This window comes from Candidatus Zixiibacteriota bacterium, from assembly GCA_035574315.1.
Taxonomy (GTDB): domain Bacteria; phylum Desulfobacterota; class Binatia; order UBA9968; family UBA9968; genus DATLYW01.
Genome location: DATLYW010000028.1, coordinates 107859 through 122653, shown reverse-complemented (window position 1 = coordinate 122653; position 14795 = coordinate 107859). Strand labels below are relative to the sequence as shown.

Below are 14795 nucleotides of genomic sequence, written 5' to 3'. Positions count from 1 at the left end.
TCACGTTAGACAACCGAGCGCTGAAGGAGGTGCTGGGAAAAAAGTTCTAACGCCTGCGGCTAAGCGGGAGGCAGTGGAGAGGGTGGTGGAGAGGTTTGGGATGAGTGAGAGGAAGGGTTGCAGGCTGATGGGGATAGGGCGATCGAGCTATCGGTATGAAGGGCAGCGGCAGGATCCAGCGGGGCTTCGAGAGAGGCTCAAGGCCCTGGCCGAGCAGAGGAGGCGGTTTGGGTATCGTAGGCTTTATGTGTTGCTCAGGCGGGAGGGTTGAGGGTCAACCACAAACGAGTCTACCGGCTTTATCGGCAAGAGGGGTTATCGTTGAGGCTACGTAGGAGGAAAAAGCTGGCCAGTGGACTAAGGGCACCTCTGCCCATACCCGAGCGGCCGAATCAGAGGTGGTCGATGGATTTTGTGAATGACTTTACGGCTCAGGGGCGGAGACTGAAGATTCTGACAGTGGTGGACGACTTTACTCGGTACTGCGCGGCGATTGAAGTAGATACCTCGATTCCCGGGGCCAGGGTGGTTCAGGTTCTAGAGCAGCTGGCTGAGGCGCAGGGGCTTCGGAGCTCATCGTGACAGACAACGGTCCGGAGTTTACGGGCAAGGCCCTCGATAGCTGGGCCTACAAGCGCAAGGTGAAGCTGGATTTCATCCGGCCGGGGAAGCCTGTGGAGAATGCTTTTATTGAGAGCTTCAACGGCAGGCTCCGGGATGAGTGTCTGAACGAGCACTGGTTTTTGGATCTCCAGGATGCCAGGGAGAAAGTCCACACGTGGAGGCTTGACTACAACACCGCTAGACCCCACAGCTCTCTCGGCAATTTAAGCCCGGAGGAATTCATCGGGCAGTGCCAACGGCGAATCAATCAGCCCCAGGAACTCACATCAGAAGTGGTCCAGTAAAGGGGGCAGGTCAGTGATGCTGTAAGTGTGTGCCATGCACATAGAGGACAGAGACAATGTCAGCCGCCACAGCATCGACGTTGTATGCGTCGTGCTGTTTATGCTGTATTTGGGGTCGCTGTTATATTTTTCGAGTTTTTTCTACCTAGCGACAGAAGATTACGAGGCCATTGCTGCTGTGGAGGCCCTCCGGGAAGGACGGTTGATCGGCAAATCTACCGGGTGGCCTTATGCTCCGCTATCGGGTTTCATTTTTTACGGGGGGGCAGCCGTTTTCAACAACTCGCTGTTAGGATTTCGCTTACTGGTTGGGGCAGCGGTGGTAAGCTCGGTGGTGCCTATCTATTTGACGTTGCGTGCGTTGTGCGAACCGTTTCTAGCCTTTTCGCTGACAGTCTTGTCGTTTTCGCTGAGCACGTTCCCTCATCCGAGGCCGGAATATTATGTGGAGGGAGCCTTTGTGTCGTACGCAATCTTTTTCGGGGTACGATACTTGCGGCGGCGGATGTTTTTTGACGCTTTGGCATGCGCGGTCTTTGCGGGTTTGGGTTTTGTCTCCCGGGGCCATCCGAACAGTTCAATCCTGCTCGTTCTCCTGCCAGTCGGGTTGGTCGGTGTTCCATGGTTCCTGGACAAGAAGATCGTCTGGAATCTGGCGGGCGCTGAAATTGCCGACAAAAGCGGGCGCGTTCTAACGGACGGGTGGTCACGTTTGGCAAAAATGGCACGCGACGGTAGACCGGGACTTCTTTTGGCGTTTATAGCGTGTGGATGTTGGGTTTTGCTGTTTCTTCGAAATGCGGTTTATAAGCGTACCCTTATAGAGTATGTCGACGTGAACGATCTCCGGGCGTCGATCGGGGAGATCCTCAAGAACATTATCGACTGGGTATTGTTACTGTCGTTCGTGGCTGTTTGTTTGGTTCTGGTGCGCCGTCAAAAAAAGAGTACTTGGTGGCCGAGCGTTAGCCTCTATCGGTACTTCTCGTGGAGCGGGGACGATTCCTTGAGGCCGGTAAAGCTCGAGGACGAGGTGGGGCGGGAGCCTGACCCCGAAGCGGTGGGTCGAGACGTAGTTGTACGATCGGAATCCCGCACCAGGGGTAGATTGGTTTGCAGTGTGTTTGTTGGAGTAGGGATTATATTTTTGCTTATAGGCGGGATGGTAGGTTATTCGCTAGATGAATTATCCTTTTTTTTAATTCCTTTTGATATTATTGTCGATCATGCCTCGGTGGGAAGGATTGGCGGCGGGCAAGACGGCGTGGCGTTGATGTTTGTCGGGCTGCTTGGGATTCTGGGCTACTTGTATTGCAAGGACGAATTGCCTCGGAACAAGGCCGAGCCGGCGATGTTCCTGGTGTTTCTTCTGCCCGCGACCTTCGTGCGGTTTTTCCCCAGCTACAATATGCTCTATCTCGGTGTTTTCGCTGTGGCGGCGTTTATGTCGTGCGTGTTGCCGGTGGCGGGAAGGCTTTGGGGTGATGCTCGACTTGTGTCGCGGTTCAAAACGTCCGTTGGAATGTTTTTTATCGTGTACGCGGTGGCGAGCAATTATTTCCTGCTCGTTGCTACGCAGTGGGATGATCTTGCGAACGGACGGCTGAAGGCGATGAACAAGGGGTCGCTGGGGGGAGTGTTTATAGAACGGGACATTTTTGATTTCATGGAAGTCGTACATAACGCGATTCCAGCGAACGTCAGGAACGGGCCGCAAGCGATTTTGTCTCATCGTTACCTTAAGTTTTTGCCGCTTTTCGACGGATCCAGGGATGTTTTTGCCGGCCAAAACCTGACAATTCATCTCGGTAAGTTGTGGTCGTACGACGATGTTATGAAGATTGCAGGTGACGTTGGTGCCGGTGTCTTGAGTGGCGGTCATCTGGTGTACGTATGGCGAAGCGCGGCGGTGGAACAGCTCGAGAAAGCGGGGGTTCAGGTTATCGCCATGTCCCTGTACGATGTTAGGAGCATCGGGAGGCCACGGGGAGGAACGAAGGACCCTTTCAGGACCTACTTGGCGGAGAATTTCGTGTTGACGGAGGTTATAGAGCCGACGATGAAGCTGTACAGGAGGTCAAGTCAGCCCGAAGGAGCCGTGATCTTTGTTCGGAAAGCGAATGGGGGAAATACCGGCGGGACTGAGCGTCGGTGGAGTGAAGGACGGAAAGCGGAAAAAGGCGGAAATTGACGGTTCTCGAGGGGGCTTCCCTCTTGACGGTCTCGTGGCGACAACCTACAACGCTGCTTGCCTCAGGAGCTGGATAAAGGCGGAATCTGAAACCAGGAGGGTGAGCAGTACGGTTGCCACTGCCGGTACAAAGGTTGTCTCCCGGCGACAGCAGAAAGTAGCCGCAGTTGCTGTCAACCTTTATAGTGGTGCTTCTTGGGTTATGCGGCCGAGTCAGCGCTACCGTCATCGTGGCGACCCCGGATAATGTGCTGATTCGTCGGGCTGTCGCTATTTTAACGGGGCATGTTCGGGGGATTGAGAGTTACTGGGACCCAACGACTAGGCAGGTATACACGCATATCAGACTCACGATTGAGGAAACGTTAAAAGGCGGAATCCCCGCAACCGAGATAGTCATTAAAGAGATAGGTGGAACCGTTGGAGGGGTGCACTCGTGGATCGATGGCAACCCGGAGCTTTCGCTCGGCGAGAGGGTGCTCGTTTTCTTGGTAGCACGTCGAGATCGCACGCTACACGTGCTCAATCTCTTCGAAGGAAAGTTTACCATCCGAGCGGACCGGACGACAGGCGAGGAGTTTGCTTATCGAGACGCTACGCCGAGCGGGGTTCGATTTTTGAGAGCACTGCGAGGCGATCGTGCTAGCACGTTTGGTGTCAGCGTTCGTCCCCTGCGACAGTGGAGGGCGAGCATTGCTGCGGCACGGGAGCAAAGCCCGCCAACGGGTCGACAGGGTGCCCCGTGGGTCATCCAACCGAGCACTTCGGGAGTCGTCGAAAGCCGGGACAACTTCACGTTTCTCGGAACACCGTCCCGTTGGTTCGAGCCCGACACAAATTCCAGCGTGCCTGTCTTCATCAACTCCGTCGGCGAACCGAGTGCACCGAGTGGCGGATTCCAGCAAGTTCGGACAGCGTATCAGGCCTGGAGCACGGTCATTGGATCTACATTCCGGTTTCTGGATGGAGGCCTCACGTCGGCTCAGGGGTTTGCGTTCGACGGGGTCAATGCGGTCTCGTTCCGCGACCCTCTGGGACAGCTGGATCCGCCTGAGGAGTGCAGCGGGGTTTTGGCTGCCGGCGGGTTTTTCCGCAGCACGCAGGAAACCCGGACGGTCAACGGCCAGACGTTTTTCAGGATCCTCGAAGGCGATGTGGTTTTCAACGACGGCTGGGAGGGCTGCGGATTCTACGAGAGCTTCAATAATCTTACGGAGACGGCGACTCACGAGCTCGGCCATGTCCTGGGGCTCGGCCATTCGGAGAATGAAGCGGCGACGATGTTCGAGATCGCGCATTTCGACGGCCGTGGGGCAACGCTCCACAGCGATGATGTCGCGGGAGTCAACGTCATTTATCCGAAAAACGTAGCCGCCGGTCAGATTCAGTACGCGGATGTGGACGGGGACGGGAGGGCGGACGGGCTGTATTTCGACACTTTCCGCAGCAAAAGTGTGTGGCTCAGTCTCTCTACCGGCGCGGTCTTCGAGGATGCGGTCCTTTGGCTCCCATGAAAGGGGGGCAGGTTATTGACCGCAAACAGCGGGGATTACCCAATCGCAGCTGGTCGAAGGCAATCGCAGGGCTGAAAAGCAGGGCTGTTTAAAATCGCACCCACACCTGTGGGCTCAGAAATCCGCTCCCCGTCGAGCTGCTCACCCAGAACGTATCATCGGTGCCGTGCAGTGTCAGGTCAGCTTTGCCGTCGCCGTTGACATCGGCGTACTGGGCCTGGCCTGCGACGAAGGTGCCGCCGTGCCGGGCCCAGAGGGCCGGGGTGGTAAAGCCGCTGCCGTTGGAGAGCGAGACCCAGAAGGAGTTATCCCAGCCCTGGAAGACGAGGTCAGCTTTGCCGTCGCCGTTGACATCGGCGTACTGGGCCTGGCCTGCGACGAAGGTGCCGCCGTGTTGGGCCCAGAGGGCCGGGGCGGTAAAGCCGCTGCCGTTGGAGAGCGAGACCCAGAAGGAGTTATCCCAGCCCTGATAGATGAGATCGGTGTATCCGTCGCCGTCGACGTCGGCGTACTGAGCTGCGCGGCCGCCGAGATATTCTCCCCCGTGTTGCGCCCACCGTTCGGGGGTTAGAAAGCTCGTGCCGGTCGACTGCGAGCCCCAAAAGCTGTTGTCCGTCCGTGCGATGAGCAACCTGGCGCCGCCTTTGGGGTCCACGATCACTTCTGCGCGCCCGACCGGGGCACGAGGAACGGGCGGGTTCATGCAAGCCTCCGCGAACGAAGACTCCCCGGCGTTGTTGTACGCCCGCACACGGTAACAATACATCACGCCGTCGACCGCAGACCGGTCGACGTAAGAGGTGGCGTTCTCCCCGACGACCGCAAGTAGAGTAAATCCGCTGACACTTCCTGCCCGTCTCTCGATCTTGAAGCCGGTCTCGTTATTGGAGTTATCCCGCCATGTCAATCTGACCTCTGCGGCGACGCCGGGCTGTATCCAAAACAGGACGAGGAGCACCAACGTCACCGGCCAACCAAGTCTGGCGCGAAAAACCATGTTTGTGCGTGAGCAATGAAAGGTGGTTCGAGGCCATGGTCACGCAGCTCGTATGCCAGTACCGCCTGTCACCTCATGATCCAAAAACGTCCACCGTTGTCCAAGCGAGCGTACGAATTTGTAACGGTCGTAACGGTTCTGGACCTTCGGAGCCTTACCCGGCTCGCGCCCCGTCGGCTCGACGAAGAGGTCGCGGAAAAGCGGCGGAAGTCAACGGCGTAGCATCATTCCGAATCGCGTACGCCGACGGCGATTACAACGTTTCCGAGTGAGCACGGCCGTCGCTTTTTGTTCGCGCCGGTCTCCGGTCCTCGGTCGCCGGTCCGCCGGTGAGATATCATTTTCGGCGGGAATCGGGTAAGATGCGCCCGTATTGAAAGAGAAATTCGTCCGCATCCGGCGCCGCAACGCCCGGCACGGGGATCTGAAGCCCGGCTTCAGGCCGGGGGATGTTTTCGAGATCCGAGGCGTGACCGGGGCGAGTCGATTCTCGGCCGCTGCGCCGGAAGACCGGCCACGACTCAGGCTCGGATTTCAACAACGATGAGCGGTTCCGCAGTTTTCGAGAAAGGTCGACGACCCCCGACGCTGTCCCCATGAGCCCGCCCGCGGTTTCCATCATCCTCTTCGCCCACGCCCCCTACGCGGGCTTCATTCCCGAGTCGCTGGGCTCGATTCTGAACCAATCGTACCGGGAGCTCGAGGTGATCGTGCTCGGCGACGGCTCGCGCGAGCTGGAGCAGGCGGTCGAGCCGTTTCGGGACGACCCGCGCTGCATGCTCTCGTCCCAGGGCGATCGGCCGTTTCTGCTCGCAGCCAACGATGAGATGAAACAGGCTCGCGGGCGCTATCTGGGTACGTGGAACAGCGACGACGTTTACGCCCCGGACCACGTGAAAGTGCTCGTCGAGGCGCTCGATGGGGACCCGGCGCTGGGTGGAGCGTTCGACAACACGGAGTACTTCGGCGCCGACGGGACCCTCGGCTCGATCGTGCCGCCGCAACGGGCCGGCCGCCTCGCCTCGGCGCCCCTGACGGTGCGCCATATCTTCCGCGAAAACATCATGACCGGACCTTCGTCGCTCGTGCGCAAATCGGCGTTCGAGCGGGTAGGCGGCTACGACGGGGACATCTACCTCAACTGCGACCTGCACTGGTTCTATCGGATCGCCGCCTATTTCCCCGTGCGGTACGTGGATTACGTCGGCGTTCGAAAGCGCGTCCACCCGCTGAACAACACGGCGGTCAACCCGCATTACGAGTTCGGGCTCAAGGAGCTGGAGCACATCCGCGATCACTATCCCGACGTCTACCGGCGCATCGGCGCGGCCGAGTTCAACAAGAAGCTCGGGCGGAAGTATTTCCGCCTGGGGCTCTACTACGAGCGGCGCGGCGAGCGGGAAAAAGCCCGCGCCGCTTACCGGGAAGCGATGCGCCTGAGAAAGTGGAGCCTGCGCTACGCGTGGGAATACCTGCGCTGCGGGCTCGCGGCAAAACCCCCCGTAGCGTGAACGGCCGGCGCGTCCGCCGCCCCCGAGATCCCCGGCATTACAGGAAAGGCGTGCGCTGCCGCGTTGACTTTTTCAGACAGGTCGACCATTTCTGGATGGAAGCACCTGGGAGGTTTTGAGGAATGACTCGTAACGGGATGAAATTCGGGGCACACTATCTTCCGACCTACGTGCCCGACCTCGACGGGCCGGTTGCGGAGTTTTATCAGCGGATGTTCGTGCAGATGGAGGAAATGGATCGGCTCGGCTACGACCACATCTGGGTGACCGAGCACCACTTCGCGACGTACGGAGGCACGCTGCCGCAGCCGCCGGTCTTCCTCGCGGCGGTCGCGCGCACCACGCAGCGCGTCCGCCTGGGCGTCGCGATCAACGTGTTGCCGCTGCACAATCCGCTGGAGGTTGCCGAAACCTATGCGATGGTCGACGTGATCTCCAACGGACGGCTCGATTTCGGCGTCGGCAAGGGGAGCGAATCGCACGAGTACAAGAAATTCGGCGTGAGCCAGCAGGAAGCCACCGGGAGGATGACCGAAGGGATGGAGATCCTGCGGCAGGCGTGGTCCGACAAGCCCGTCCAGTTCAAGGGCGAGTTCTTCCATTACGAAGGCGTGCCCGTGCTGCCCAAGCCGGTGCAGCGGCCGCACCCGCCGATCTGGGTCGGCTGCGCCCGCAGCGAGGAGAGCTTTCGCTGGGCCGGGGAGAACGGGTTTCACCTGATGACGCTGCCCTATCTTTACCGGGATCCCCAGACGCTGCCCCGGTTCGTCAGGGCCTACCGCGACGGGCTCGCCCGGGCGGGCCATGATTTCACCGCCACCGAGGTGCTCGGAAAGTTCCACATCTACGTCTCGAGCAGTCTCGACCGGGCGGTGCAGGAGGCGGGGCCGTATCTGGAAAACTACGTCGACGTGCACCGGGCCGCGGATCCGCAGCGCAGGGAATCGGGCCTGCTCACGGTCCGCGACCCGCGGACGCAACTCTCCGAGGGGTTCGTCATCGCCGGCGATCCGGAGCGCTGTATCGACACGATCGAGAAGTGGCGCTCCGAGGTGGGGCTCACCGCGATCTCGGGGACCTTTCACTTCGGCGGCATGCCCCAGGAGATGGCGCTGAAAAACATCCGCCTGTTCGCCGAGCGCGTCATGCCGGAGTTCAAGTAGAGAGAAATCCCGGGCAGCGCTGGAACCGGCAAACCCTCACGACGCTTGACCGGCGAACGCCGCCGGGCTTCTTCGTCTTCGCCGTGTTGTTGGACTTTGTCGCGTCCTTCAGGTATGCAAGCGAGAAAACCGTCTCGAGAACGGGGAGGTCTCCATGAAGATCTGTCACTACAACGACCAGCGGGCGGGAGCCGTCGTCGGCGATACCGTCTATCCGATCGGCGACGCTCTGGTCAAAGCCGGCCTGGTGCGCGACGGCTACACGATGGTCGAGATCGTCGACGCCCTCGCAAATCGACCGGACGCCATGCAATGCGCGCGGGATGCGGCGCGCGGCGGCGGGGGGATGCCGCTGCGTTCGGTCAAGCTGCTGGCGCCGATCACCAATCCGGGCTCGCTCTGGGCGGCAGCGGCCAATTACCGCGCTCATCAGGCCGAGATGGTCGGTCGGATGGGGAGCGCGGGCCGCGAAAACAGGACCAAGGACGAGCTGATGGCGGAGTTCTTCCTCAAGCCGAGCTCCTCGATCATCGGCCCGGGCGACACCGTCATCCTGCCGAAGATTTCCAGGCTGGTCGACTTCGAATGCGAGCTGTGCGCGGTGATCGGCAAGCGCGCGCGGCGCGTGAGCGAAAGCGACGCGCTGGACATCGTTTTCGGCTACACCATCTGCTGGGACATCAGCCAGCGTGACCCCTGGGGAAGAGGCATGCAGAACACGCGCAACATCCGCAAGGGCTTCGACACGTTCACGGCCCTGGGGCCCTGGATCGTCACGCGCGACGAGATCGACGACCCGCAAAACCTCTCGATCCGCGTGCTCCAGAACGGCCGGGAGGCGATGACGGCGCATACCAGCGACATGATCTGCACCCTGCGCGAGCACATTCGTTTTCTCACCTCGTGCCTCACGCTGCGCCCGGGAGACCTCATCACCACCGGCACGCCCGCCGGCGTGAGCAAGCTCAGTCACGGCGACCACCTCAAGGGCAGCATCGAGAAGATCGGCGAGATGGAGCTCGACGTCAGGGCCGAAGAATAGGAGAAAAGACCGCGATGCCGGCCGCTCCCAAAGCCAATCCGCCGTCGCGCGCGCTGCTCGGGCCGGGGCCGAGCCCGATTCATCCGCGCGTGCTCCAGAGCCTTTCCCTTCCGGTCGTCGGCCATCTCGATCCGGCGTTTCTGCAGATCATGGACGAAAGCATGGCGATGCTGCGGGAGGTCTTTCAGACCCGCAACCGGCTCGCCTTGCCGATGTCGGGCACGGGAAGCGCCGGCATGGAAACCTGCCTGGTCAATCTCATCGAGCCGGGCGATTCGGTGTTGATCGGCGTCAACGGGGTCTTCGGGACGCGAATGGCGGACGTGGCGGAACGCTGCGGCGCCCGGGTCGATCGGATCGAGGCGGAGTGGGGAACGGCGCTCGATCCCGAGCTTTTCCGCGCGGCCCTGAGAGCCAAACCCTACAAGCTCGTGGCGCTGGTCCACGCCGAGACCTCCACCGGAGTCCTCCAGCCGCTCGACGAGATCAGCGGCGTCGTGCGCGAGCACGGCGCGCTGCTCGTGGTCGACGCCGTGACCTCGCTCGGCGGCGCGCCCGTGCGGGTCGACGAGCTGGGAATCGACGCGTGCTACAGCGGCACGCAGAAGTGCCTGAGCTGCCCCCCGGGGCTGGCGCCGGTGACTTTCAGCGAGCGGGCGATGGAGGTGGTGCGCCGGCGCAAGACCAAGGTGCGAAGCTGGTATCTCGACCTGTCGATGATCGAAAAGTACTGGGGCGGGGAGCGGGTCTACCATCACACCGCGCCGATCTCGATGAACTACGCCCTGCACGAGTCGTTGCGGCTCCTCCTCGAAGAGGGGTTGGAGGCGGCATGGCGGCGGCACCGGGAAGTGCACGAGCTGTTCATTCGCGAGATGCAGCAGATCGAGATCGAGCCTGCGGTCGACGCAAAGATTCGCGCGCCGATGATCAATGCCATCCGCATTCCGGAGGGCGCCGACGACGCCGGGATCCGCCGGCGACTCTACGACGAGTTCAACATCGAGATCGGCGCTGGGCTCGGGCCGCTCAAAGGCAGGATCTGGCGGATCGGGTTGATGGGCCACGGGGCGCGCCCCGAAAATGTCGAGCTGTTGGTGAAAGCCTTGAAACGCGTGCTGTGATGGCGACCGGCTGAATCCTGCCTTGCTGCCGAGGCGCGGAGTCCGCGCCCCCGGCGCCTGTGCTGCGAAGCGAGACGCCGAATCACGGGTTCGCGTCGACGGGTACGACGAACTCCTTCCTGAGGTAGCCGGTAAGGCCGCCGTCGTTGTAGCGGACCTCCACCCAGTCGCCGGTTCTCCTGAGCAGCGTGACCTTCGTCCCGATGGTGAGCCGTGTAAGCGACTCGGAGGAGAAGTTGGGCTCCTTGCGCAGAGGGGTCGCGTACTTGATCTGGTAGAGGGCCTCGGGCCTCGATCTTTCGCCTGCCGCGGGCACGGCCCTGGGCTGCGGCTGGGCCGGCGCAGGGAGAACCGGCTGCGGCGCGGCCTTGCGGAGCGCGGCCTGGTTTGCGGGCGCGCTCCCCGCCGGTGCTGCGGCGGCCTGCTCTCCGGCGGGCCGGGCGAGCGCCCTTTCCCAGCTCACCAGCGTCACGATTTCCATCCCTTCGCGGACGAACATCAGCGGGCAGCGAATCACCGCGGGCTCGGTTACGATCTCAGCGAAGTTCCATCCGGAAACCTCCGCGATCGCCGCACGCTTGAACCGGGTGTCGGAGAGGCGGGAAGCGATTTCTTCGACCGCGCCGACCGCGCCGTCCGCGCCCACCCGCAGCTGGAGCACGAGACTGCCCATCAAGATCGGGTTTTTCTCCCCTTCCTCCCGGTAGATCTCGCGCAGCCTCATCAGCTGACTTTCGATCCGGGCGGCGATCTTTTCGATGTCGGGAGGATCGCCCTTCACCGCTCGAACGTCGAGGCCAAGCTCTCTGGCGAGGTAGACGACGTTTCCCAGGGCGACGTTCCATGTCGGTCGCTGCCTTTTCGGAGGAGCCTCCCGCTCCGAGCCGGCCGCAGGAGGACCGGGTTCCTGCGGCGCAACGCCGATCCGGAAAGCGAGAGCGATCAGCGCGAGCCCGAACAAGCCGGCCGCGACCGCGATCGTGACGCGCTTGCTCGAAAACCAGGGTTGTCCGGCCATGTTGTACCTCCGATGCGACGTCCCTCGCGAACGAAGCAACTACCGTACCGCCAGGAGCCGAAGGCGCGCTCGCAGAAGGGAATTCCCCGGCTTTGGAAACGCATTGGGGAGCGCGAGAGCCTTTTAGATCCCGGCAAAAGCCTCGCGCCGCGGATTTCGCGACGCAATTGTCCGTTGCGGTTCGACTGCCGCCAGACGAGAAGGGTCGCCGACGACCCCGCGCCGGACAATTTTCGACCGGCCGGGCGGAATCGACCGCCGCATCAGTGAGTTTCAAGTATGTAGACGGCGTACGTGGCGGCTCGTGGCCGAGGCCCGCTTCGTCGGGTTCAAGTGTTCAAAAGTTCCAAGGTTCAATGTGAAAACCAGAAATCGGAAATCGTTATTCTCCAGCTCCCGGCCCGCGTTCGATGGATGTCCGTCTACCAATGATCTCCTTGGTGAGTTGCGAGGCTCCGGCCCCCCAGCGTTCCGACGACATCCTCGAGATTTTGCTTGATCGACGGCGCGCCTGCAGCCTAAGATCGGCTCTCTCGATACGGGTTTCTCCTGGCGGGGGTCTCCAGAGAGACTCGGAAGGAGCACGCCGTGACCCGCTGCGGAGCGAAATTTTCGGCGGTATCGGTCGTTGCCGATCACCCGGAACATTCACCGACGCGGCGATGACCCGAAGCGGCACGTAAAAGGAGGAAGGAGGTCCCATGCCCATCGCTCAGCTTTTCACGGGCGTCGACCTTTACTACGAGTCCCACGGCAGCGGGGAGCCGTTGATCTTGATCCCCTCGACCGCTTACTCAGCGGAGGTCTGGAAACCGTCGCAAATGCCGCTCGCCGAAACGCTGCGGCTGGTGCTTCACGATCCCCGCGGCTGCGGACGCTCGGTCGCGGCGCAAGCGATCTACACGATCGAGCAGATGGCGGCGGACGTGGCCGCGCTGATGGAGCACCTGCAGATTCCCGCGGCGCACGTTCTCGGCCACTCGATGGGCGGCCGGATCGCCCTCTCCCTGGCGCAGAACTTTCCCGGCCGGGTAAAGAGCCTGATCCTGGCGGCGACCGGATCGGGGCCGGCGGGTCGCGCGGGCTCGGATTGCATCCCCGGGCTGCCGCACCGCTGGGTGCTGGAGCTCGTTGAAAAAGGGTTCGAGAAGTTCGTCTACGAGGAGATCTGCGAGTCGGACACGTTTTTCACGAAGACGTACCGGACTCGTTTCCCCGAAAGGGTCCAGGAGTTCTACCGCCGGGCCTGGGCGACTCACGCAAAGCTGCCCGAGTTCATTCGTCTCTGCATTGCGCGTCACAATTGGGAGGGAACCCACCGGCTCGGCGACGTGAAGGCGCCCGCTCTCGTGGTGGTCGGAGACCAGGACACGGGAGGAAGCGACCACGTGGCGCAATCGGCCGTCCTGCAGCAGAGAATTCCGGGCGCGGAGCTGCGGATCCTTCACGGCCAGTCGCACGGGTTTTTCTGGCAAGCCCCGGAAGAAACCAACGCAATGATCCGGGAATGGGTCGAGCGCCACCGATAGCAAGTAAAAGCAGCTCGTCGGGACGTAAGCGTCGGCCAACAAGGGCCGAGACCCTGGCTACAGACAGGTCCATGTTCAAGCCGTGCAAAGCGTTCAACCGCTTCGCTTCGTTCAGGCCGTGCCGCGCAAAGCGCGGCAGAAGCTCGCAAGTCGTTGCAGCCCCGGTCTTCGGTCCTCTTCGAACCTCGAGCCGCGAACGTCGAGCCGTTTTGGATGCGAGATACGGGCGGCGAAACGCGAGGCGTGCGAGGGGTTGGACGGCTGGAGGGGACACGTGCGTGCCCGTTTGCCCGGCGAGCCGTTCGGTCGGGTAAATGCGCCCGTTTGTGTGCGCGCGTCATGCTTGACCCGCGCTGAAAATGCCCCTATTCTGTGCGTTGTTCAAAGCTGGCACACCACTTGCTCGTGATCGGGCAAATGGTTCCGGCGTCGGGGAAAATAGCCGTGCGTAGGCCCAGAGCCCCCTTTTTCGTCCTCCTCCTTTTCCCCCTCCTGATGACCGCGGCGTTGCTCGCGAGCTCGCTCGACCTGGTATCGCTCCTGGACCTTCTCGCGAGCAAGAAGCCTATCGGCTCGCGGACGCCGTTGCCCTCTCCGTGGAACGACTTTCGAAGCCAGGCCGAAGCGCTCGTGGCCGTGGTCTTCAACTGGAAGCTGATCGTCTTCGGCGCGCTGACGACGGTCGCCGCGGCGATCGCGGGCATCTCCACGTGGAAGGCGATTCAGCTGGCGCGCGAGCTGCCGAAGAGCAGCGCCGCCGCCGCGACGGAGAAGGCGGCCGTCGCGGAAGCGGGGGCGCCCTCCCGAATCGGCAGACAGCTGCTGGGCGCCTCCCTCGCGTTCAGGATCGCCCGTTCGCTGGCGACGTTGCTCGCGGTGGTGGGACTGCTCGTCATCGGCGCGGTCTCCTACCGGGTGTCGGAAGCGATCGAGGCGCAGGTCACCGGGCGTGCGTTGATCACGGCGCGCACTCTCGCGGACGTTGCCGCTCCCCAGATCGCGGCGAAGGACCGCCTCGCCCTGAGCGCGCTCGTCGGCAGGTACGGTATCGGCAACGAGGTGGCCTACATCGTGATCGCGGATCCGAACGGCGACATCCTGGCGCATAACCTGGCGGAGACCCCGCAGGAGTTCGCCCGGGTCATGCCGGTTTTCCCCTCGCCGCAGAGCGCGGTCGATTTCAGGGGCGAATCGGTGATCGAGTCGCGCGCGATGATCGGCGGCGGACAGCTGGGCATTCTCTATTACGGGGTCCGGCGAAGCGCAGTCACTCGTGCCATTCGCAGCACGCTCTGGCCGATCATCGCGCTGGTGCTGGCGCTCTTTGCCGCCGGCATCCTCCTGGCGGCGCTGCTCGCCCGGCGCATCGCGCGGCCCATTGTGGCGCTCAAGGCCGGGGCCGATCGGATCAGCCGGGGAGAGTTCGACGAACCGGTGGGCGTGCAGTCGGCCGACGAAATCGGCGATCTTGCGCAGTCGCTCGAGCGCATTCGCTCGAGCCTTCACGCGGCGATGGTCCGGCTCAACCGCCAGCTGCGCGGTTCGGCGGAGCGCGAGCCGTAACGCGCCGCTGCTACGATCTCATCGGCAGGTAGATATCCATCGAAAGCAGGCCGAGACCTGGAGAATAGCGGTTTCCGGTTCCTGGTTTCCACATAGAACCCCGGAGCTCCTGGCATCTCGGTTTGAACCGCAGCGAAGCGATTGAACGGCTTGAGCGGTTTGAACTTACTTGAACATCTGAACCCCGCCAAGGTCCCGGCCGCGAGCCGACACGATGCGACATCTCAATACTTCC

At 62.0% G+C, this 14795-nt stretch carries 10 protein-coding genes and 1 pseudogene; 9 read left to right on the top strand and 2 right to left on the bottom strand.

Annotation, left to right across the window (positions count from 1 at the left end):
- The 3 genes and pseudogenes from VNN77_09285 (at position 1) to VNN77_09275 (ending at position 4613) form a co-directional block, all read left to right on the top strand.
- Positions 1-908, top strand: a pseudogene (locus VNN77_09285) (IS3 family transposase).
- A gap of 34 nt (positions 909-942) precedes the next feature.
- The gene (locus VNN77_09280; protein HXG51581.1) at positions 943-3099 is read left to right on the top strand and encodes a hypothetical protein; all 2157 of its coding nucleotides are present in this window, start codon (positions 943-945) and stop codon (positions 3097-3099) included.
- 845 nt (positions 3100-3944) lie between these two features.
- On the top strand, positions 3945-4613 hold the full coding sequence (locus tag VNN77_09275) for a matrixin family metalloprotease (GenBank protein HXG51580.1): 669 nt from the start codon (positions 3945-3947) through the stop codon (positions 4611-4613).
- A gap of 88 nt (positions 4614-4701) precedes the next feature.
- Here the strand turns inward: VNN77_09275 and VNN77_09270 are convergent, their stop codons facing one another.
- Positions 4702-5571, bottom strand: coding sequence for an FG-GAP-like repeat-containing protein (locus VNN77_09270; GenBank protein HXG51579.1), 870 nt, complete (start codon positions 5569-5571; stop codon positions 4702-4704).
- A 635-nt stretch (positions 5572-6206) separates the two neighbouring features.
- Between VNN77_09270 and VNN77_09265 the strand changes: the two genes are divergently transcribed.
- From VNN77_09265 to VNN77_09250, 4 genes are all read left to right on the top strand, one after another.
- Complete coding sequence (locus VNN77_09265) at positions 6207-7121, top strand: glycosyltransferase (protein HXG51578.1); 915 nt, start codon at positions 6207-6209, stop codon at positions 7119-7121.
- A 137-nt stretch (positions 7122-7258) separates the two neighbouring features.
- Positions 7259-8284, top strand: a complete 1026-nt coding sequence (locus VNN77_09260; protein ID HXG51577.1) for an LLM class flavin-dependent oxidoreductase — start codon at positions 7259-7261, stop codon at positions 8282-8284.
- Positions 8285-8438: 154 nt separating this feature from the next.
- Positions 8439-9326 carry a fumarylacetoacetate hydrolase family protein gene (locus VNN77_09255; GenBank protein HXG51576.1) on the top strand — a complete coding sequence of 296 codons (888 nt, stop codon included), beginning with the start codon at positions 8439-8441 and terminating at the stop codon, positions 9324-9326.
- A 14-nt stretch (positions 9327-9340) separates the two neighbouring features.
- Positions 9341-10450 carry an alanine--glyoxylate aminotransferase family protein gene (locus tag VNN77_09250; GenBank protein HXG51575.1) on the top strand — a complete coding sequence of 370 codons (1110 nt, stop codon included), beginning with the start codon at positions 9341-9343 and terminating at the stop codon, positions 10448-10450.
- A gap of 82 nt (positions 10451-10532) precedes the next feature.
- Here the strand turns inward: VNN77_09250 and VNN77_09245 are convergent, their stop codons facing one another.
- On the bottom strand, positions 10533-11468 hold the full coding sequence (locus VNN77_09245; protein ID HXG51574.1) for an AgmX/PglI C-terminal domain-containing protein: 936 nt from the start codon (positions 11466-11468) through the stop codon (positions 10533-10535).
- 701 nt (positions 11469-12169) lie between these two features.
- On the opposite strand from VNN77_09245, the gene VNN77_09240 reads away from it, so the two are divergent.
- Together VNN77_09240 and VNN77_09235 are read left to right on the top strand one after the other, a co-directional pair.
- The gene (locus tag VNN77_09240; GenBank protein ID HXG51573.1) at positions 12170-12997 is read left to right on the top strand and encodes an alpha/beta hydrolase; all 828 of its coding nucleotides are present in this window, start codon (positions 12170-12172) and stop codon (positions 12995-12997) included.
- A 444-nt stretch (positions 12998-13441) separates the two neighbouring features.
- On the top strand, positions 13442-14560 hold the full coding sequence (locus tag VNN77_09235; protein HXG51572.1) for a HAMP domain-containing protein: 1119 nt from the start codon (positions 13442-13444) through the stop codon (positions 14558-14560).
- Positions 14561-14795 lie beyond the last annotated feature (235 nt).

Excerpts from the sequence above, each read along its gene's own strand:
- VNN77_09260 (HXG51577.1), top strand. The coding sequence starts at position 7,259 with ATGAAATTCGGGGCACACTATCTTCCGACCTACGTGCCCGACCTCGAC.
- VNN77_09245 (HXG51574.1), bottom strand. The coding sequence starts at position 11,468 with ATGGCCGGACAACCCTGGTTTTCGAGCAAGCGCGTCACGATCGCGGTC.
- VNN77_09240 (HXG51573.1), top strand. The coding sequence starts at position 12,170 with ATGCCCATCGCTCAGCTTTTCACGGGCGTCGACCTTTACTACGAGTCC.
- VNN77_09265 (HXG51578.1), top strand. The coding sequence starts at position 6,207 with ATGAGCCCGCCCGCGGTTTCCATCATCCTCTTCGCCCACGCCCCCTAC.
- VNN77_09280 (HXG51581.1), top strand. The coding sequence starts at position 943 with ATGCACATAGAGGACAGAGACAATGTCAGCCGCCACAGCATCGACGTT.
- VNN77_09250 (HXG51575.1), top strand. The coding sequence starts at position 9,341 with ATGCCGGCCGCTCCCAAAGCCAATCCGCCGTCGCGCGCGCTGCTCGGG.
- VNN77_09255 (HXG51576.1), top strand. The coding sequence starts at position 8,439 with ATGAAGATCTGTCACTACAACGACCAGCGGGCGGGAGCCGTCGTCGGC.